The organism is Microbacterium sp. RURRCA19A (assembly GCF_900156455.1).
In the GTDB taxonomy this organism is placed as follows: Bacteria; Actinomycetota; Actinomycetes; order Actinomycetales; family Microbacteriaceae; genus Microbacterium.
The window spans coordinates 33,781-53,377 of record NZ_FTNQ01000001.1 but is presented as its reverse complement, the minus strand read 5'-3'; the positions used below and the strand labels follow the sequence as shown (position 1 = coordinate 53,377).

Annotated in this window: 15 protein-coding genes; 4 read left to right on the top strand and 11 right to left on the bottom strand. The window is 70.1% G+C overall.

All coding sequences use genetic code 11. The features are described 5' to 3' along the window. Positions 1-33: 33 nt before the first annotated feature. The 5 genes from BW982_RS00220 to BW982_RS00200 are packed head-to-tail and all read right to left on the bottom strand — an operon-like array spanning position 34 to position 6,197. Positions 34-1,257, bottom strand: coding sequence for a metal-dependent hydrolase family protein (locus tag BW982_RS00220; protein ID WP_175610997.1), 1,224 nt, complete (start codon positions 1,255-1,257; stop codon positions 34-36). Positions 1,258-1,262: 5 nt separating this feature from the next. Continuing rightward, positions 1,263-2,537 (bottom strand): ABC transporter permease, encoded by a 1,275-nt coding sequence (locus BW982_RS00215; protein ID WP_076490120.1) that lies wholly within the window; start codon positions 2,535-2,537, stop codon positions 1,263-1,265. Next, positions 2,534-3,622 (bottom strand): ABC transporter permease, encoded by a 1,089-nt coding sequence (locus BW982_RS00210; RefSeq protein WP_076490119.1) that lies wholly within the window; start codon positions 3,620-3,622, stop codon positions 2,534-2,536. Before BW982_RS00210 ends, BW982_RS00215 begins: the two co-directional genes overlap by 4 nt. Next, entirely contained in the window at positions 3,619-5,151 is a 1,533-nt protein-coding gene (locus BW982_RS00205; protein ID WP_076490118.1) for an ABC transporter ATP-binding protein, read from the bottom strand. Before BW982_RS00205 ends, BW982_RS00210 begins: the two co-directional genes overlap by 4 nt. Beyond that, entirely contained in the window at positions 5,151-6,197 is a 1,047-nt protein-coding gene (locus BW982_RS00200; RefSeq protein WP_076490117.1) for a BMP family lipoprotein, read from the bottom strand. The genes BW982_RS00205 and BW982_RS00200 overlap by 1 nt, the downstream gene beginning before the upstream one ends. A gap of 180 nt (positions 6,198-6,377) precedes the next feature. On the opposite strand from BW982_RS00200, the gene BW982_RS00195 reads away from it, so the two are divergent. Further along, the gene (locus BW982_RS00195) at positions 6,378-7,400 is read left to right on the top strand and encodes a LacI family DNA-binding transcriptional regulator (RefSeq protein ID WP_076490116.1); all 1,023 of its coding nucleotides are present in this window, start codon (positions 6,378-6,380) and stop codon (positions 7,398-7,400) included. 2 nt (positions 7,401-7,402) lie between these two features. Further along, entirely contained in the window at positions 7,403-8,806 is a 1,404-nt protein-coding gene (locus BW982_RS00190; protein WP_217693658.1) for an amidohydrolase, read from the top strand. A 3-nt stretch (positions 8,807-8,809) separates the two neighbouring features. Here BW982_RS00190 and BW982_RS00185 read toward each other — a convergent pair whose 3' ends face one another. The 3 genes from BW982_RS00185 to BW982_RS00175 form a co-directional block, all read right to left on the bottom strand. Next, positions 8,810-9,535 carry a creatininase family protein gene (locus BW982_RS00185; RefSeq protein ID WP_076490115.1) on the bottom strand — a complete coding sequence of 242 codons (726 nt, stop codon included), beginning with the start codon at positions 9,533-9,535 and terminating at the stop codon, positions 8,810-8,812. Beyond that, on the bottom strand, positions 9,535-11,448 hold the full coding sequence (typA, locus tag BW982_RS00180; protein WP_076490114.1) for a translational GTPase TypA: 1,914 nt from the start codon (positions 11,446-11,448) through the stop codon (positions 9,535-9,537). Before typA ends, BW982_RS00185 begins: the two co-directional genes overlap by 1 nt. A 135-nt stretch (positions 11,449-11,583) precedes the next feature. Next, the gene (locus BW982_RS00175; protein WP_076490113.1) at positions 11,584-13,338 is read right to left on the bottom strand and encodes an ABC transporter ATP-binding protein; all 1,755 of its coding nucleotides are present in this window, start codon (positions 13,336-13,338) and stop codon (positions 11,584-11,586) included. Between the two features lie 62 nt (positions 13,339-13,400). On the opposite strand from BW982_RS00175, the gene BW982_RS00170 reads away from it, so the two are divergent. Next, on the top strand, positions 13,401-14,003 hold the full coding sequence (locus tag BW982_RS00170; RefSeq protein ID WP_076490112.1) for a PH domain-containing protein: 603 nt from the start codon (positions 13,401-13,403) through the stop codon (positions 14,001-14,003). Positions 14,004-14,023: 20 nt separating this feature from the next. On the opposite strand, the gene BW982_RS00165 is transcribed toward BW982_RS00170, so the two are convergent. The 3 genes from BW982_RS00165 to BW982_RS00155 form a co-directional block, all read right to left on the bottom strand. Beyond that, entirely contained in the window at positions 14,024-15,073 is a 1,050-nt protein-coding gene (locus BW982_RS00165; protein WP_076490111.1) for an ABC transporter permease, read from the bottom strand. A 31-nt stretch (positions 15,074-15,104) separates the two neighbouring features. After that, positions 15,105-16,649: an ABC transporter permease gene (locus BW982_RS00160; RefSeq protein ID WP_076490110.1), complete on the bottom strand. Its 1,545-nt coding sequence runs from the start codon at positions 16,647-16,649 to the stop codon at positions 15,105-15,107. Positions 16,650-16,802: 153 nt separating this feature from the next. Continuing rightward, a complete protein-coding gene (locus tag BW982_RS00155) occupies positions 16,803-18,596 on the bottom strand; it encodes an ABC transporter family substrate-binding protein (protein ID WP_076490109.1) in 1,794 nt (597 codons plus the stop codon). A gap of 161 nt (positions 18,597-18,757) precedes the next feature. On the opposite strand from BW982_RS00155, the gene BW982_RS00150 reads away from it, so the two are divergent. Continuing rightward, positions 18,758-19,582, top strand: coding sequence for a CPBP family intramembrane glutamic endopeptidase (locus BW982_RS00150; RefSeq protein WP_076490108.1), 825 nt, complete (start codon positions 18,758-18,760; stop codon positions 19,580-19,582). Positions 19,583-19,597: the final 15 nt, after the last annotated feature.

The following is a 19,597-nucleotide window of genomic DNA, read 5'->3' as shown; positions in this document are numbered from 1 at the left end:
CGATACGGCGTGTCCTGGACACTCACCCGGGGGTCACGACGTCGAGGACGCGGGGAGCGACCCGGCCACCACCCGCCCGCGGCGCACGACGGCGACGACCGCGTCGGCGCGGAGCGCGTCCGGGTCCTCCCACGGGCGGCCTCGGACGACCACCAGGTCGGCGGCGAAGCCCTCGGCGACGCGGCCAAGGTCGGCGTCGCGCCCGATCGCCCGCGCGGCGCGGGAGGTCGCGGCCTGCAGCACCCGTTCGGCATCCCACCCGAGAACGCGGGCCATCGCCCGCATCTCGTCCCACTGATCGGAGAAGTCGACGTGGAAGCCGTTGGCATCCGTTCCCAGGACGAACTCCACCCCGGCGGCGGCGGCGGAACGGAACGCGACATCGCGACCGGCGACGAGTTCCCGAGCGATCTCGCGCTGCGCGGGCGCGGCGGGGGCCGTGCCATCGGCGATCCGGTCGTTGATGAGGAGGGTGGGAGCCACCGTGGTCCCGGCCACGACGATGTCATCGGCGAGCGAGGCGGTGAGCTTGGTCGCGTGCTCGATCGAGTCGACGCCGTGCGCGAGGGCCCGACGGATGCCGTCCTCGGTGTGGGCGTGCGCCGCCACCCGCAGGCCGAGCGCGTGCGCCTCGTCGACCACGGCCGCGAGCTCGGCATCCGTGTAGTTGCGCCACGACGCCTTGTCGCCGACCGACAGCACGCCACCGCTCACCGGCACCTTGATCCCGTCCGCCCCGGAGCGCGCCCAGCGCCGCACGAGGGCCCGGCACGCATCGGGACCGTCGGCGACGGGTTTGCGCTCCACCACCGCCGGCGGGATGAAGAGGTCGCCGTGTCCGCCGGTCATGTTCACGAGGCCGTGCGCGAGCACGCGCGGGCCCTCGACGATCCCTGACTCGAGCGCCCGCGCGAGCGAGAACTGCACGTCGTCGGCCGCGAGGTCACGCACGGTCGTGACGCCGACCGACAGCGCGCGGCGGGCGTGCGCGAGGCCGTGCAGCACCTGCTCCTCGGGGCGGGTGATGAGCGGCCAGGCCAGGAAGTCCGCGGGGGTGTCGGACGCGTTGCCGATGAGATGCACGTGCGTGTCGATGAGCCCGGGCAGCACGGAGTACTCGGCGGTGCCCTCGGGATCGGTCACGTCCACCGCGTCGATGCGTCCGGCGGGCGCGCCGTCGCTCCATCGCACGGTGCCGACACCGAGGTGGGAGGCACCGTCCCAGACGTGGACACGGGACAGGTGGGGGTGGATCACAGAAGTCACCTCGAGGAGTTGCGGCGGGGGAAGAACTGACCGAGCGCGCGCGGCGGACGCATGCGCGTGCCCGCGACCACGAGCACCGCGAGGGTCACCAGGTACGGAGCGGCGGACGCGAGAGCGCTCGGCAGGGGGATGAACAGGGCGGCGACGAGCAGCACGACGCCGAGGACGAGGCTCGGCACCGCGGCGCGCACACCGAGTCCCCGGCGCACCCGCAGCGCGGCGAGGACGAGGAAGACCGCACCGAGCACGAACAGCATCGCCGTGAACGTCTCGGGTCGACCGAGACCGACGGCGTCGCTGAAACCGAACAGCGCCGACCCCGCGAACACCCCTCCCGGCATCCAGTTGCCGAAGATCAGCGTGGCGAGACCGATGAAGCCGCGACCGGCGACCTGGTTCTCGACGTAGCCCTGCGAGATCAGCACGAGGTAGCCGCCGGCGAAGCCGGCCATACCGCTGCCGACGAGGACCGCGAGGTACCGCGTCCGGTGCACGTGACCGCCCAGAGCCTGCAGCGCCGCGGGTTCCTCGCCGGCCGCGCGCATGCGCAGGCCGAACCGCGTCCGCCACAGCACGAGGGCGGTCAGCGGGATGAGCGCGAGCCCGATGATCGCGGCGACCGACACGTCGCGGGTGAGGCCCCCGACGATCCCGGCGAGCTGCGACACGACCGGGATGCCACCGGCCTCGAGGTCGCGGAGCGGATCGGGGGTGCCGAAGCCGCCGGAGAGGAACGGCAGGCTCACCCGCGGGACGTTGCCGTCGATGCGCGGCGATCGCGCGACGCTGCCGCCGTCGATGCCGCTGAACACGATGTCGGAGAGGAAGCGGGCCAGGGCCGCTGCGAGCACGTTGATGGCGACACCGACGACGAGCTGGTTGAGACCCAGCTCGAGACAGAGCACCGCCATGAGCAGCCCGAGGACGAGCCCGCCGAGGACACCGCCGACGAGGGCGAGCCACGGACCCCCGAACCATCCGAACAGGCCGGCACCCCACGTGCCGCCGATCATCATGCCCTCGAGGCCCACGTTGATGACGCCGGCGCGCTCGGAGTACAGGGCACCGATCGCGACGACGGCGATGGGAACCGTCAGACGCAGCGCCGATCCCCACGTCGAGGACGAGGCGATGCCGGGCGCGTCGCAGACCCACGAGGCGATGAGGATCAGCCCGAAGCCCAGGAGGATCCACGAGAGGACCGCGCGAGCGCGCACACGCCGCGCGTCGGTCGACCGCGGGGCGGGTGAGACAGTGGTGACAGCGCTCATACCGCCGACGCCTCCTTCGTTCGTCCGGCGCGCGCACGCCGGATCGCGGCGATGAGCGCGAGGCGGCGCTCGCCGTTCTCGACGACCCAGTAGCCGAGCGCCGAGCTGAGCAGGACGACGGCGAGGAAGAGCGTGCCGACCTCCGTGGGGAGTTTCACGATCCCGAGGACCTGCGCGCTGCGCTCGACGAACGCCAGCACGAGCGCGCCGATCGCCGTACCGATCGGGTGCGAGCGGCCCAGCAGCGCCGCCGCGAGACCCGTGAACATCAGATCGGTCGGGAGCGTGCCGTCGAGGCGGTGCGCGGTGCCCAGGACGTGCGGCAGACCCACGAGTCCGGCGATCGCGCCGGAGGCGAGGAGCGAGGTGACGATGCGGCGCTTGACCGAGATGCCGGCGGACTCGGCGGCATCCGGGGACAGGTTCGCCACGGTCACGGTGTAGCCCCAGACCGTCCGGTCGTGGAGCAGGAAGAACCCGATCCCGAGGAGCACGGCCAACGGCAGGAAGCCGGAGATCTGCACGCGACCCCCGAGGTCCAGCAGCACGGGCATGGACCCGTCGGGTCCGATCGGCGCCGAACCGGTGTTCTGCCCGCCGCCGGAGCGGAAGACGTCCGCCAGCAGCACCGCGACGACCGTGGTGGCGATCGCGTTCATGAGGATCGAGGTGATCACTTCGTTGACGCCGCGGTACACCTTCAGCAGCGCCGGCACGAGCGCCCAGAGCGCCCCGGCCGCCATGCTCGCCAGCAAGGTGATCGGCAGCGTGAGCCACAGCGGCAGCGGCAGCGAGGCGGCGACCACCGCCCCGACGAGCGCCGCGATGCGGTACTGCCCGTCGACGCCGATGTTGAACAGTCCCATGCGCAGCGAGAACGCCGCCGCGATGCCCGCGAAGTACAGCGGCATGGCGTTGTTGACCGTGGATGCCAGGGACTCGGGGGTCGTGCCGTAGTCCCACATCACCTCGAAGGCGGAGGACGCGGAGTAGCCGGCGACGGTGAGGAACACCGCCGTGACGACGAGGGCGAGGACGATCGCGATGACGGGGCCCGCGACGGTCTTGAGGATGCGGCGGATCATGCGGCGGCCTCTCCCCCGCGCGCGCCGGTCATGTACTCGCCGATCGTGCCGACGTCTGCTCCGCGCGCGTCGATCTCGGCGACGATGCGGCCGCGGTGCAGCACCAGGACCCGGTCCGACAGCGCGAGGATCTCGTCGAGGTCGGCGGAGACGAGGAGGGTCGCGAGTCCACGGTCGCGAGCCGCGACGAGCTCGCTCCAGATCGCAGCCTGCGCGCCGATGTCGACGCCGCGGGTCGGGTGGGCGGCGAGGAGCAGACGCGGCTCGCGGAGGAGCTCGCGCCCGACGATGAACTTCTGCTGGTTGCCGCCCGACAGCGCCGACGCGCGAGTGGACGCGTCGCCGCCGCGGACGTCGTACGCGGCGATGATCTCCGCCGCAGCGCGCGCGGCCTCAGCGCGACGGAACCACGGACCGCGGCGCACCGGCGGCAGCTGCTGGTAGCCGAGCACGGCGTTCTCACGGAGGGCCAGCGGAAGCACGATGCCGTCACGGTGACGGTCTTCGGAGATGTACCCCATGCCGCGCGCGCGGCGGTCGACGGTACTGAGCGCGGTGACGTCGTCACCGTCGAGGAGCACGGTGCCCGTCGCATCCGCCCGTCCGATGAGGGCCGCGAGGAGTTCGGACTGCCCGTTCCCCTCGACGCCGGCGATGCCGACGATCTCGCCGGCGTGGACGCGCAGATCGACGTCGGCGAGCGGCGCGACCTGGTCGTCGCCGCGCACTCCGAGGCCACGGGTCTCGAGGACGACGCGGTCGGACGCGGGCTGGTCGCGCGGGGCGACGACGGGCATCTCGGCCTTGACCATGAGACGGGCGAGCTGCGGGGCGGTGGTCTCGGCGGGGACCGCGGTTCCGACGACCCGACCCGCGCGGATCACGGTGATGTCGTCCGCGAAGGACAGCACCTCGTCGAGCTTGTGGGAGATGAAGATCACCGCGGCACCGGCTGCGGTGAACGCCCGCATGGCGGCGAAGAGCGCCTCGGCCTCGGCCGGGACGAGCACCGCGGTCGGCTCGTCGAGGATGATGATGCGCGCGTCGCGGTAGAGCACCTTCAGGATCTCGACGCGCTGACGCATGCCGACCCCGAGGGTCTCGACCTCGGCGTCGACGGCGACCGGGAACCCGGTGCGGCCGGCGAGTTCGGTGACCTCGCGGCGCGCCCGGGCGGAGTCGATGAAGACCGGCCCCCCGGGCTCGCCGGCGAGCACGATGTTCTCCCAGACGCGCAGCCCGGGAGCGAGCAGGAAGTGCTGGTGCACGATGCCGATACCGGCCGCCTGCGCGTCGCGCGGCGAACGGAAGACCGTCGCGCGGCCGTCGATCTCGATCGTCCCCTCGTCGGGGCTCTCCTCACCGGAGAGGATCTTCATGAGCGTCGACTTGCCCGCGCCGTTCTCACCGACGACCGCGTGCACGCTGCCCGCGCGGACCGTGAGGTCGATCCGGTCGTTCGCGACGAACGTGCCGAACCTCTTCACGATTCCGCTCAGGCGCACCAGCACCTCCTGCCCGTCGGTCATCACAGTGCCGTCGGGACCGTGATCTTGCCGTCGATGATGTCCTGCTTGATGGATGCCATCTGGTCGGCGAACGCGTCGAGGAAGCCACCCGAGGTCGAGTAGCCGACGCCGTCGTTGGACAGGTCGTAGCGGACCTCACCGGGCTTGAGCGTGCCGTCGAGGAACTCGCCGATCGAGGTCTTCACCGCGACGTCGACGTTCTTGATCGCCGAGGTCAGGATGTACGGCTTGATGGAGTCCGCGACCGTCTGGTATACGTCTGCGTCGACACCGATCGCCCAGTTCTTCTTGTCCGAGGTGGAGCTGGCGGCGGCCTCCTCGTAGACGCCCTGGCCCGAGCCGCCGGCGGCGGTGTACACGACGTCCGCGCCACCCGCGTACATCGACGCGGCCGCCTCCTTGCCCTTGGTGGGGTCGGAGAAGCCGGTGAAGTCGCCGAGCGGGGCGAGGTAGGTCTTGTCGACGACGATCGACGGGTCGATCGAGTGCACGCCCGCCTCGTAGCCGGTGTAGAAGTTCTGGATGCTGGGCTGGTCCACGCCGCCCACGAACCCGACGTGCTTGCTCTTCGACGTCAGCGCGGCGGCGACACCCACGAGGTAGGAGGACTGCTCCGCGGCGAACGAGATCGTCGTGACGTCGTCGATCACGGTGCCGGCGTCGGCATCCACCTGGACGAACGCGGTGTCGGGGTGCGCGGTCTCCGACATGGGCTGCTGCCACTGGAAGCCGATGCCGATCGCGAGGGCCGCGTTCTGCGACAGGGCGAGGTCGACGCGGTCCTGGTAGTCATCGGTGTTGGGGCTCGAGAGCTCGAGGGGCGTGAAGTCGTACTCGCCCTCCGCCTCGGTGAAGCCCTTGTAGGCGCTGTCCATGAACGAGAAGTCGCCCGTGGTGCCGTACAGGAGGGCGACGGTGGGGCCGCTCGCAGACGCGCTGGCCGAGCCGGTGTCGGCGGTCTTGCCGCCGCAGCCGGTGAGGGCGAGGGCGGCGACGGTGAGCACGCCACCCATCGTCATGAGGGATCGGGTGAGGGGGCGAGGCATGGGGACTCCTTCGGGTGGGGTGCGGGGTCGAAATGTAATCGATTGCAAGCCGGTCGGACTGAGTCGGGGGAACGCGACCGAGAGCCACCCTAGTCACGCTTGTCTTCTCGCGCGATTTCGGCTGTGTTGCGTTCACGTTTCCCGCGTACCGTGACGCAATCGATTGCGTAGCATGACGGTGTGAGCGATCTGGACCCGGGAGACGACCGCGCCACTCTGTCCGACGTGGCCGCGGAGGCCGGCGTCTCCACCGCGACGGCGTCCCGCGCCCTGTCGGGCTCCCGCCCCGTGTCACCGGAGACGCTCAAGCGCATCCGGGCCGCCGCCGCGCGCCTCGGCTACCGCCACAACGCGGTCGCGAGCGCCCTGCGCTCCAGCCGCACGCAGAGCGTCGGGCTCGTACTGCCCCGGTACGCCACGGTGTTCCTCTCCGCGCTCATCGAGTCGGTGACCGAGAACCTCGACGCGCAGGGCATCGGCGCGCTGCTGCGCTACGTCGCCCCCGACGGCGCCGACCACGACGACCGCGTCGCCGACCTCCTCGACCGCCGCGTCGACGGCCTGATCGTGTGCCCGCCGACGATCGAGGCGAGCGGCCACGCGCAGCGGATGTCCCACGGCCTCCCCCTCGTGCAGGTGGGCCGCTTCCTCGACCCGCAGACCCCGAGCGCCGTGAGCCTCGACGAAGCGGCGTCCGCTGCGGTACTCGCCGACCATCTTGCTCGCACCCGGACACGCACCGTCACCGTCATCGGACTCGACCCCGACTCCCCCGCCGACGCCCGGCGCATCGCGTCGGTGTCCGAAGCGTGCGCTGCTGCCGGTCCCGCCGTGACCTCGGTGGTCTATCGGGGCAGCGACCTGCTCGCCGGCGTGACGTCGGCCGAAGGCCTGTGGGACCGTGTCGCACGCGACGAGGCGCTCGTGTGCGCGAACGACGACGTCGCGACCGGCGTGCTCACGGTGCTGCGCGCGCGGGGCGTGCGCGTCCCCGACGACGTGCAGATCGCGAGCCTGCTGCAGCTCTACCCCGACGCGCAGGGCATGCCGCTCACCTCCCTCCGTCACCCGTGGCACGAGATGGGGGCCGAAGCCGTGGAGATGCTCGAACTCGCGCGTCGCACCCGCGTCGCCGCCCGCCGCCGCACCAGCCTGCCCGCCGAGCTCGTGCGCGGAGCCAGCACCCGGACCCCTGAGGAGTGAACGTGACCGATCCCGTCGACCTCGTCGTGCGGCACGCCCGCGTCGTGACCGAGACCCGCCGCCCGTCCGTCGGCTACCCCGACCTCCCTCGCGACGACACCGCCGCCCGCGGTGGCATCCAGGAGTTCTCCGGGCACAGCATCGGGGTGAGGGACGGAGTCATCGCGTGGATCCTCCCCGACGACGACGTCGACCCGGCCGCGATCGCCCGCGCCGAGGTCGTCGACGCGACGGGCCACGTCGCCATCCCGGGCCTGTTGAACAGTCACACGCACACGCCGATGGTCATGTTCCGCGGCGCGGCCTCCGACGTTCCGACCGACGAGTGGTTCAACCAGCACGTGTGGCCGATGGAAGTCAACCTCACCGACCACGACATCCGCCTCGGAGCGCGCATCGCGATCGGCGAGTTGCTGCTGTCCGGGGTCACCTCGTTCGCCGACCACTACTTCGGCATGGACACGATCGCCGAGGAGGTCGAGGCCGCCGGCATCCGCGCGCTCCTCGCGTCGACCTTCTTCTCGTCCGAGGGTGCGGCCGGGCGTGAGCGCAGCGCCGCCTTCGCCCGCGACGCGAACGGCGCGGCCGGCGGACGCATCACCACGGCCCTGGGACCCCACGCCCCGTACACGGTCGACGACGACGATCTCCGTCGGACGGCTCAGGATGCCGAGCGCCTCGGCGTCCGCATCCACATCCACGCCGCCGAGAACCTCACGCAGACGGCGTCGAGCCTCGGTCGGCGCGGGCGCTCGCCCATCGGCATCCTGCACGACACCGGCATCCTCGAAGCCGGCGCGATCATCGCGCACGGAGCGGGCATCGTGCCCGAGGACGTCGCACTGCTGCAGCCGTACGCCGACCGCGTCGGTGTCGCGTCCTGCACCAAGACGTATCTGCTGCACGCACAGGAGGGGACCACGCCGCTGCGTCTCCTCCACGACGCCGGCATCAACGTGGGCATCGGCACGGACGGCGCCGCCGGCAGCATCACGCTCGACGTGCTCGAGAACATGCGCCTCCTCGGCATGATCGAGAAGTTCACGTCGAAGGATGCCACCTGGGCGACGTCCGCCCATCTCCTGGACCTCGCGACCCGGCAGAACGCCGAGGTCTTCGGGCTCGCCGATCGCGTCGGCGCCCTGCGCCCGGGGCTCCGGGCCGACATCGTGCTCATCGACTTCCGTGCGCCGCACCTGCAGCCCGTGCACGACGTCGCGCACTCGCTCGCGCTGGCCGCGCACCAGGGCGACGTCTCGACGGTGATCGTGGACGGTCGCGTCGTCGTGCGCGATCGGCAGCTTCTGACGATCGACATCGACGCGGCCGTCGACGAACTGTCCGAGCGGCTCCCCGCCCTCACCGAACGCTCGCACGGACGGCGCGTGCAGGACTACGCGCCCTGAGCCTCAGCCCGCGAGGAACCGCTCCACCTGGACGGACGCCGCGGCGATGACGGCGGCGAACAGCGTCTCACCCTTCGCGGCCGTCGCCGGTCGGGGATCGCCGAACACGGCGTTCTCGCCGATCTCGTGCAGCCGCACGGGGCGCGTGCCGAAATCGACGGGAAAGTCCGGATACTGCGGCGCCGCGCGCTCCAGGTGCACGAGGTCGGGCGCGGCGGCGAGCACCATCGAGGTCTCGATCTCCTCGCCGTGGTGCATCCCCGGCACGGCGGGCGCGGACTCGCGGACGGCATCCGCCGCCTCCGCGAGCCCCGGATGATCGAGGACCAGGACCCGGATGCCCTCCGCCGCGAGATCGCGCGCGGCGGCGGCGAGCGGCAGTCGGTTGCCGAAGTCGCCGTTGACGACGACGACGCGGTCGAGACCGGAGGCCACCGCTCCGCGGGCGAGATCGATCGCGAGCAGGCGCACCGTCTCGGGCGAGAGCGAGATCGTGCCCGGCCACCCGGAGGTGGCCCACGTCTCGCCGTACGCCACGGACGGCAGCAACGCCCCGTCGTGCCGATTCGCGAGCTCGCGCGCCACCCGCTCCGCGACGACCGTGTCGGTGCTCAGCGGCAGGTGCGCGCCGTGCGCCTCGAGCGCGCCGATCGCGACGACGGCGAGGCGCCGGCCGGACGCCACGAAGTCGCGGACTTCATCGGACGTGGCGCCGGCCAGCTCGAGCATCAGGCGTTGGCGTCCTGGCGCTTGGCGCGCGAGGCGGCGCGGCCGCGCTCGGTCGCGTCCAGCACGACCTTGCGGATGCGCACCTTCTCGGGCGTGACCTCGACGCATTCGTCGTCGCGGGCGAACTCCAGCGACTCCTCCAGCGTGAGGATGCGCGGGGGCGTCATCGACTCGAAGGAGTCGGAGGTCGACGAACGCATGTTCGTCAGCTTCTTCTCCTTGGTGATGTTCACGTCCATGTCGTCGGCGCGCGAGTTCTCGCCGATGACCATGCCCTCGTAGACCTCTTCGGTGGGCTGGACGAAGAAGCTCATGCGCTCCTGCAGGGCGATCATCGCGAACGGGGTCACGACACCCATGCGGTCGGCGACGATCGAGCCGTTCTGACGGGTCGTGATGGAGCCGGCCCAGTCGTCGTATCCGTGCGAGATGGCGTTGGCGATGCCGGTGCCCCGCGTGATCGTGAGGAACTCGCTGCGGAAGCCGATGAGACCGCGGGACGGGACGACGAACTCCATGCGCACCCAGCCGGTGCCGTGGTTGGTCATGTTGTCCATGCGGCCCTTGCGCGCGGCCATGAGCTGCGTGATCGCGCCGAGGTGCTCTTCCGGGGCGTCGATGGTGAGGTGCTCGTACGGCTCCTTGAGCTTTCCGTCCTCGCCGCGCTTGGTGACGACCTGCGGCTTGCCGACGGTGAGCTCGAAGCCCTCGCGCCGCATGTTCTCGACGAGGATCGCGAGGGCCAGCTCGCCACGGCCCTGCACTTCCCAGGCATCCGGGCGTCCGATGTCGACGACCTTGAGCGAGACGTTGCCGATGAGCTCGCGGTCGAGACGGTCCTTGACCATGCGGGCGGTCAGCTTGTGGCCCTTGACCTTGCCCATGAGGGGCGAGGTGTTGGTGCCGATCGTCATCGAGATCGCGGGGTCGTCGACCGTGATGGCCGGCAGCGGGCGCACGTCCTCGGGGTCGGCGATGGTCTCACCGATCGTGATGTCGGGGAAACCGGCGATCGCGACGATGTCACCGGGGCCGGCGTCGTCGGCCGGGTAGCGCTCGAGCGCGCGGGTCTTCAGCAGTTCGGTGATCCGGGCGTTGCTGGTGGTGCCGTCGGAACGGACCCAGGCGACCGTCTGGCCCTTCTTCAACGTGCCGTTGAACACGCGCAGCAGGGCGAGGCGACCGAGGAACGGGCTCGAGTCGAGGTTGGTGACCCAGGCCTGCAGCGGAGCCTCGTCGTCGTACGACGGCGCCGGAACGTGCTCGAGGATCGCACCGAACAGCGGCTCGAGGTCATCGTTGTCGGGCAGCGCGCCGTTGTCGGGACGGTTGAGGGACGCTGCTCCCGCGCGGCCCGAGGCGTACACGACGGGAACGTCGAGCAGCGCGTCGACGTCGAGATCGGGGACGTCGTCGACGAGGTCGGACGCCAGGCCCAGCAGCAGGTCGTGCGCCTCTTCCTCGACCTCGGCGATCCGCGCGTCGGGACGGTCGGTCTTGTTGACGAGCAGGATGACGGGGAGCTTGGCCTCGAGGGCCTTGCGCAGCACGAAGCGGGTCTGCGGGAGCGGACCCTCGGACGCGTCGACGAGCAGCACGACGCCGTCGACCATCGACAGGCCGCGCTCGACCTCGCCGCCGAAGTCGGCGTGACCGGGGGTGTCGATGACGTTGATCGTCACCGGAGAGTCGGCGTGGACGCCGTTGTACGTGATCGCCGTGTTCTTGGCGAGGATCGTGATGCCCTTCTCGCGCTCGAGATCGTTCGAGTCCATCGCGCGCTCCTCGACGTGCGCGTGGTCGCCGAACGAGCCGGTCTGGCGGAGCATGGCGTCGACGAGGGTCGTCTTGCCGTGGTCGACGTGCGCGACGATCGCGACGTTACGGAGGTCAGGACGAAGGGCGTGCGCCATGGAGGGTCTCCAGGAAAATTCGGGGTGGCGCCCGGAATCGGGCCACCCCAGTCTACCGGGCGCCCGCCGAACTCCCGGCAGTGGACGCGAAAGGGGCGGCATCCCCTCAGGAATGCCGCCCCTCGAGACGCCGGGTCAGGACGCCGGGGTGTTCTTCAGCAGCTCGTGCCGCAGCTCGCGACGGGCCGCCTGCACCTCGACATCGGGCACCGGGATGGCCGCGATGAGGCGCTGCGTGTACGGCTCCTTCGGAGCGCGCAGGATCTGATCCCGCGTGCCCTGCTCGGCGATCTTGCCGCGGTTGAGGACGACGATGCGGTCCGCCATGGCATCCACCACGGCCAGGTCGTGGCTGATGAACAGGCAGGCGAACCGGTGCTCCTGCTGCAACTCGCTGAGCAGCTCGAGCACGCGCGCCTGCACCGACACGTCCAGTGCGCTCGTGGGCTCGTCGGCGACGAGCAGACGCGGCTGGAGCGAGAGCGCGCGCGCGATGCCGACACGCTGCTTCTGACCGCCGGAGAGCTCGTGCGGGTAGCGGTTGCGGTAGCTGCGCGGGAGGCGCACCTCGTCGAGGAGCTTCTCGACGCGGGCGTCGAGGGCCGCGCCCTTCGCCTCGCCCGCGAGGAAGAGCGGCTCCCCGATCGACTCGCCGATGGGCAGGCGCGGGTTCAGCGACGACGACGGGTCCTGGAACACGATGCCGACGCGGCGGCGGAGCGACTTGATGAGCTTGCGGGAGCCGCTGGAGATGTCGACGCCGTCGACGATCAGACGCCCGTCGGCGATCGGCTGGAGCCCGATCGCCGCGCGACCGATGGTCGACTTGCCCGAACCGGACTCGCCGACCAGGCCCACGATCTCGCCCTCGGCGATGCCGAGCGTGACGTCGTCGACGGCACGGAAAGCGGCGACCCGGCCCTTCTTGCCGTACTCGATCGACACGTTCTCGAGCGAGAGCACGGGATGTGCGATCTCCGGCGCCTCGGCGGCCAGACGGAGCGTCTCGGTACGGGCCGGTCCGCTCGCCACGGCCGCGGCCAGCGACTCGACGACGTCGACGGTGGCCTCTCCCTCGAGCGTCTCGCCCAGACGGGGGACGGATGCCAGCAGCTCCTTCGTGTAGGCGTCCTGCGGATCGCCGAGCACCCGCGCGGCGGGACCCTGCTCGACGACCTCGCCCGCCTTCATCACGACGATCCAGTCGGCGAGGTCCGCCACGACACCCATGTCGTGCGTGATCAGCAGCACGGCGGAGTCGAGGCGGTCGCGGAGGTCGCGGATCAGGTCGAGGATCTCGGCCTGCACCGTGACGTCGAGGGCCGTGGTCGGCTCGTCGGCGATGAGGAGCGCGGGCTCCAGGCTGATCGACTGCGCGATCATCGCGCGCTGGCGCTGACCGCCCGACAGCTGGTGGGGGTACGACGCGAACGCCTTCTGCGGGTCGGGCAGCCCGACCATGTCCAACAGCTCCAGCGCCCGCGACTTCGCCTCGGACGGCGCCATCGTCGTGTGCGCGCGCAGCGCCTCGATGATCTGCGATCCCACCGTCAGCACCGGGTTCAGCGCCGTCATCGGCTCCTGGAAGATCGCCGCGACCTCGGGGCCACGCAGCTGCCGCATCTGGTTCGTGCTGAGCGTGGTGACCTCGCGGCCGTTGACCTTGATGCTTCCGCGCACGCGGCTGTTCCGCGGCAGAAGATCGAGCACCGCCATCGAGCTCACGCTCTTGCCCGACCCGGACTCGCCGACGACGGCGACGACCTGACCACGGGCGATGGAGTAGGTGAGGTTCTTCGCCGCGGGGACCCAGACATCGTCCACCGCGAAGTCGACGCTGACGTCGGTCATCTCGAGCGCAGGAACGCCCGTGTTCTCGGTCGTGCTCATGAGGCTGTCCTCTCCGTCCCGCACAGCGGGAGTGAGTGATCGGGGAATGAAAGAATCGGGGGATGCCACGCCAGACGTTCCGTTCGACGTTCACCCGCATCCTGTGCGGCATCCTGTGGGCGTTGATCGCCGTGGCCGCGATCGGCCTGCTGGCCGTTCCCGCGGCGACCGTGTCGCCCGTCCTGGTCATCGTCGGCGCGCTCGGTTGCGCAGCGCTGGTCTACGGCATCCTGTGGTCGCCCGCGGTCAGCGTCGACGACGACGGCGTCCGGGTCGACAACATCGCGCTCGCGTACGAGGTGCCGTGGGCCGCACTCATCCACGTCGACACGCGCTACTCGCTCCAGCTGCACACGCCGGGCCGACGCATCGGCGTGACCGCCGCACCCGCGCCCGGTGCCACCGGCTCGCTGCGCGCCGCGCGGGCGCACCGCCGGAGCGAGGGCGTGACCGCCCCCGGCACGCGTCCGGGAGAGCTGCCCACGACCGACTCCGGCCGGGCGGCGGCGCTGGTGCGCGACCGCTGGCACGCCCTGCGCGATGCCGGCCGTGTCGAGGCCGGCATCGCCGAGACGGTTCCCGTGCGTGTCCGCCCGCGAGTCGACAACCTGCTGCTGCTGGCCGCGGGGGCGGCCGGCGTCGTGCTGGCGATCGTCCTGGGCTGACATCGCGAGGATGCCCGTCGTCATGACGAGGGCGTCTCCGGGTGCGTGCGTCCCTCGACGCTGGCGGGAGCGGTGGTCGACGGGGCGGCCTGCTCCTTCGTGCGGCGCAGCGAGAACCGCTTCTGGCGAGGATCGAACGCGTCACGCAGGCCGTCGCCGACGAAGTTCACCAAGACAGCGAGCAGCACGATGAACACGGCCGGCCACCAGAACAGCCACGGCCGCGTCTGGAACGCCGACTGGTTGTCGGAGATGATCAGGCCGAGCGACACGTCCGGCGGGCGCACGCCGAGCTGCAGGTAGCTCAGCGCCGTCTCGAGGAGGATGGCGGAGGCGGCCAGCAGCGTCGCCGCCACGATGACCACGCCGATGGCGTTCGGCAGGATGTGCTTGAAGATGATGCGGGCGTCGCTGGCCCCGGCCACACGGGCGGCCTCGACGAACTCGCGCTCGCGCAGCGACAGGAACTCCGCTCTCACGAGGCGGGCGATCGTCGTCCACGACACCATGGCGAGGAAGAACGCCAGCGGGATCACGCCGAGACCACCGGTCGCACGACCGACGACGGCGCCGATCACGATGATCGGGATGACGATGAACACGTCCGTGATGCGCATCAGGACCGCGTCGATCCACCCGCGGTAGTAGCCGGCGAGGGCGCCGATGACGGTGCCGACGGCGGTTCCCACGACGCTGATGATGATCATCACCAGGATCGAGTTCTGGATGCCGCGCATCGTCATCGCGAAATAGTCGATGCCGATGCGATCCTGACCGAACGGGTGCTCGCCGAACGAGAACGGCCACAGCGTGAGCGTCGGCGCTCCGCCGTCGTTCTGCGGGTTGAGCGAGGTGTAGTCGTGCTTCCACCAGCCGGGGATGGGCCCGAGGCCGATCGCCGAGATCGAGAAGATCGCGAGGAGCACGAACAGGATGCCGGAGACGACGGCGACCTTGTTCGAGAGGAAACGCCGCAGGATGAGGCGTCCCTGGCTGACGCCGACGGTGTGGCGCTCGTCGGATGGCGGCGGCGCGTCGACGTGGGCGGGCTCGGGGAGCATCTGGGTCATCGGGAGACCTCCGGGGTTCGGACGGCGGCGATCATGCGACCACTCGCACGCGGGGGTCGAGCGTGGCGTAGGCGAGATCGGCCAGGAAGTTGAAGACGATCGCCGTGATGGCGATGACGAGGAAGTAGCCCATCACGGGGTTCACGTCCACGCGCTGGATCGACGTGACGAACAACGCCCCCATGCCCGAGATCGCGAAGACCCGCTCGGTGATGACGGCGCCACCCAGGAGCGCGCCGACATCGGTCGCGACGAGGGTCACGATCGGGATCAGCATGTTCCGGAGGCCGTGGCGCAGGATGACGGTCCGCTCGGGCAGGCCCTTGGCCCGTGCCGTGCGGATGTAGTCCTGGTTCATCACCTCGAGCATCCCGGCACGCGCGTAGCGCGTGTACCCGGCGAACGAGATCAGCAGCAGGGAGATCGTCGGCAGCAACAGGTGAGTGAACGTGTCGATGCCGGTGATCCACATGTCACCGCTGAATCCCGGGGTGGCCGCGCCCACGGTGGCGATCGGCCGGCCGTTGATGCGCGGGTTGTTGACGTACTGCGGCCACGACTGCATGTAGCGGTCCAGCACGACGAGCGCGCCGGAGAGGAACGCCACGAGAGCGCCGATACGCGCGACCATGCCGCGGTCCGGAGCACCGAGGACGTAGCCCGAGACGAGCCCGACGGCCACCGCGACGACGCCCAGGATGATGATCGTCGCGAAGGTCGAGATGTCGAACAGGCCCTGCAGGGCGAAGTAGCAGACGTAGGCGATCGCACCGTTGAGGGCCGCGACGACGAGCGCCCGGCGGTTCTGCAGACCCGCGATCAGCGCGGTCGTGATCACGACGATGCCGGCGATCAGCAGTAGGAGGCCGACCGGGCCGAGGCCCGGGTTGCGGAACCAGTCGGTCAGGTTGAAGTACACCAGCAGGGCGACGGTCGCGAGGCCCGCGGAACCCGCGACGATGAGCCGCCGACGGGCGTCTCCCCCGATCATGGCCTGCCAGACGACGGCCATGACCACGCCCAGCACGACGATGAGCCAGACCGGGATGGCGGTCGTGGACTCCAGGAAGTTGTTGAAGCCCAGTGCCAGGAACTCCTTCAGGAGCACGGCGACGAGGAACGACGGGAGCGAGAAGAGGAAGAAGCTCAGCAGGGTGATCCCGAAGTCGAATCCGCTGTACTGACGCAGAGCGGAGACGACACCGACCACGATGCCCAGGACGATGGCCAGCACGAACGACGCTGTGACGAGCTGGAGGGTCGACCCGATCGCGGTCGGAAGGATGTCGAGGACGGCGGCGTTCGAGATCGTGAGACCGAGGTTGCACGTACCGGCGAACGGGATGAGGCAGCCGGCGGCGCCTCCGAGCCAGAGGAAGTAACGCAGGGGAACGGGGACGTTCAGGTCGAGGGCCGCGACACGCGCGGCGATGAGCTGATCGCGGTTGGCGGCGGAGCTGTCGCGCAGGTCCTGCAGGGGGTCGCCGGAGTTGGCGGCCAGCACGTACATGATGAACGACGCAGCCAGGAGGACCAGGATCGAGACGGCGATGCGCCTGAGGATGAATCCGACCATCGCGGGAGGACTTCTTTCGATCGGGTGACGGACGCCTGTAGGCGCCCAGGAAAGGATAGTCGCGCGTGCGCGGGGGTGGGGCGCACCGCGCGCAGACGAAGTGAGGCGCCGGAGCCGAGCGACTCCGGCGCCTCACGAGGGATCAGCGGGTCATCAACCCGCCAGCGTCCACTCCTGCGCGTTCCACACGATGCCCGTCTGGCCGCCGAAGTAGTCGACGCCCGTGATGGACCCGTTGTCAGCGAAGAGACCGGGCGACTGGAACAGCGGCAGACCGTAGAAGTCCTTCGCCGTCTCTGCGTCGATCTTCACCTTGATGTCGGCGAGCTCGGCCGGGTCGAGCGAGACCTGGCTCTCGTCGACGAGGGTGTCGACGGTCGCGTTGCTGTAGTTGTTGTAGTTTCCGCCGCCGCCGCTCTTGAAGATCTGCGGGAGGGCCGCGTTACCGGCACCGGGCGAGACCCATCCGAAGATGGAGACGTCGTAGCTGCCGCTGCCCAGGAGCGAGCTCCAGTCGGGCGAGCCGGCGTCCACGATGTTGAATCCGGCCTGCTGCGCCGACTGCTGGATGGCGCGGAAGCTGTCGACACGGTTGGGGTTGTTGGTGTTGTAGAGGATGCGGACCGTCGGGGTCGCACCGGCGAGCAGTGCCTTCGCGCCCTCGATGTCCGGCTCGGTGAACTTGTCGTAGCCGCTGGCCGCGACGGCGGTGGTGTACTGGTCACCGTCGGTCGGCAGGAAGATCTGCGAGTTCAGCACCTCGGCGTCCGGGTTGACCGGCTTGACGATCGAGTCGAGGATCTGCTGACGCGGGATCGTCTTGAGGAACGCCTCGCGGACGTTCGCGTCGGCGAACACGCCGCCGAAGCTCAGGTCGACGTGGTCGTAGGCGAGCTGGCTGCCGGAGTGGACCTTCGCGTTGGCGTTCTCGAGCGCCGTCAGCGTGTCGGCGGAGGCCTGCGGCTGGATGGCCTGGACCTCGCCGTTCTGGAGGGCCGTGACCTGCGCGTTGGCGTCACCGATGAAGCGGATGATCAGCTGGTCGTACTTGGGCGACATGCTGCCCTTGTAGTTGGGGTTCTTCCCCAGCGTGATGCTCTGCTCGGGGGTGAAGTCGGTCACGATGAACGGACCGCTCGCGACGAGGAGGCTCTGGTCGGTCGGCATGGCCGTGACGTCGTAGCCCGTGTTCCAGAAGTCCGCCGCGGCCTTCAGCGTCGCGTTGGGGGCGACGGGGGCGTCGGGGTTGCCCTTGGGGGTGTCCTTCAGGAGCTGGATGAAGTCGGCCTCGGAGACGCCGGCCTTCTCGGCGAGCACGTGGGCGGGCTTGCCGATGGGGTTGACGAGCTCGTAGTCCACGAAGGGCTTCGAGTAGACGAGGGTCATCGACATGTTGTCGTCGCTGATCGTCGGGAACGCCGTGGTGTCCAGGCCCGCGGTGGAGCCGGCGAGCGTGAAGTACTGGGTGCCGCCGTTGGTGACCTCGCCCGAGGCGGGGTCGAGCTTGGCGTCGTCGTAGTAGCCCGAGTTGATGGCCCAGTTGACGAGCATGTCGTCGGCGTTGATGGGCTCGCCGTCGGACCAGGTGAGGCCCTCGTTGATCGTGTACTTCACCGTGAGCGGGTCGTCGGAGACCTTCTCGTAGGTACCGAAGTCGGTGTTGTCGAGGACGCTGAAGTCCTTGTCGAGGCGCTGGAAGCCGCCGAGACCGAGGCCGCCGCTGACACCGGTGAGGTAGCCCACCATGCCGTTGGTGTCCAGGTTCGCCTCGGGGGTGTCGCCGTTGAACGAGGTGAACGCGTTGGTCGTGGCGATGGTGATGGTGCCACCGCTGCTCGCGCCCGCGTCGGGCGTGGCGGTGGTGGTGCAGCCGGCGAGCGCGAGCGCCGCAACGGCGACACCTGCTCCCGCCGCCAGGGCGCGCGTGCGCCGAGTCTTTTCAGACACTTTGCCTCCTGTGCAAGGTTTGACGGCACCCCGAACTGCCGGGACAGCGGGGGGCCGTGGATACGGAAACGATAGGTAAACGCTCTGCGTTGGTCAAAACTCCTGGGGAAACCGTTACATACCTTTAATTCGAAGCCCGCTACATGTGGCAATCTGACAACATGCCGCGCACCCTGGGCGTATCCGATCCCGGAATCGAACAAGACGCCTTCCGCCGTCGAAGGCTCCCGTGGGAGATCGTGCTCGTCCTCCTGGTGAGCGTCGGCCAATCGGCGATCTACTCCGTCGTCGCGTTCATCCGCGCCGCGACGCGGGCGCCGATCTCGCAGCAGCAGACGCAGTTGAACCCGTCGCGCAGCGACGAGCCGTTCTGGGACGCGGTCTACCAGTTCCTCGGCATCTTCTTCTCGCTCGCGCTCGTCGCCCTCGCCGTCTACCTGCTGTGGGAGCCCGCGGACAACGCCCTCCGCCGCATCGGCCTGGACTTCCGTCGGTTCGGTTCGGACGTCCTGCGGGGCCTCGCGCTCGTCGCCCTGATCGGGGTTCCCGGTATCGGGGTCTACGCGGTCGGCCGACTCCTCGGCCAGAGCATCACCGTGGTGCCCGCGCCGCTGGACTCGTCGTGGTGGGTGATCGCCCTGCTGGTCCTGGCGGCTCTGCGCGCGGGACTGACGGAGGAGGTGATCTTCCTCGGCTATCTCTTCGATCGCCTGCGACGCCTCGGGTGGTCCTGGACGGGGATCGTCGTGTCGACCGCGCTCCTCCGCGGCAGCTATCACCTCTACCAGGGCTGGCCTTCGGCCCTGGGCAACGTCGTCATGGGGTTGGTCTTCGGCTGGTGCTACCGGCGGTGGGGACGCGTCATGCCGCTCGTGGTGGCCCACACTCTCATCGACGTGATCGCGTTCGTCGGATACCCCCTCGCCGCCGCCTGGTGGCCGGGCGTGTTCGCGCCGCCGTCGCCGTCCCCGAGCCCGTCGGCGTGAGCGTTTCTCGCGGGC

Excerpts from the sequence above, each read along its gene's own strand:
- BW982_RS00160 (WP_076490110.1), bottom strand. The coding sequence starts at position 16,649 with ATGGTCGGATTCATCCTCAGGCGCATCGCCGTCTCGATCCTGGTCCTC.
- typA (WP_076490114.1), bottom strand. The coding sequence starts at position 11,448 with ATGGCGCACGCCCTTCGTCCTGACCTCCGTAACGTCGCGATCGTCGCG.
- BW982_RS00185 (WP_076490115.1), bottom strand. The coding sequence starts at position 9,535 with ATGCTCGAGCTGGCCGGCGCCACGTCCGATGAAGTCCGCGACTTCGTG.
- BW982_RS00170 (WP_076490112.1), top strand. The coding sequence starts at position 13,401 with ATGCCACGCCAGACGTTCCGTTCGACGTTCACCCGCATCCTGTGCGGC.
- BW982_RS00175 (WP_076490113.1), bottom strand. The coding sequence starts at position 13,338 with ATGAGCACGACCGAGAACACGGGCGTTCCTGCGCTCGAGATGACCGAC.
- BW982_RS00205 (WP_076490118.1), bottom strand. The coding sequence starts at position 5,151 with ATGACCGACGGGCAGGAGGTGCTGGTGCGCCTGAGCGGAATCGTGAAG.
- BW982_RS00150 (WP_076490108.1), top strand. The coding sequence starts at position 18,758 with ATGCCGCGCACCCTGGGCGTATCCGATCCCGGAATCGAACAAGACGCC.
- BW982_RS00210 (WP_076490119.1), bottom strand. The coding sequence starts at position 3,622 with ATGATCCGCCGCATCCTCAAGACCGTCGCGGGCCCCGTCATCGCGATC.
- BW982_RS00215 (WP_076490120.1), bottom strand. The coding sequence starts at position 2,537 with ATGAGCGCTGTCACCACTGTCTCACCCGCCCCGCGGTCGACCGACGCG.
- BW982_RS00200 (WP_076490117.1), bottom strand. The coding sequence starts at position 6,197 with ATGCCTCGCCCCCTCACCCGATCCCTCATGACGATGGGTGGCGTGCTC.
- BW982_RS00165 (WP_076490111.1), bottom strand. The coding sequence starts at position 15,073 with ATGACCCAGATGCTCCCCGAGCCCGCCCACGTCGACGCGCCGCCGCCA.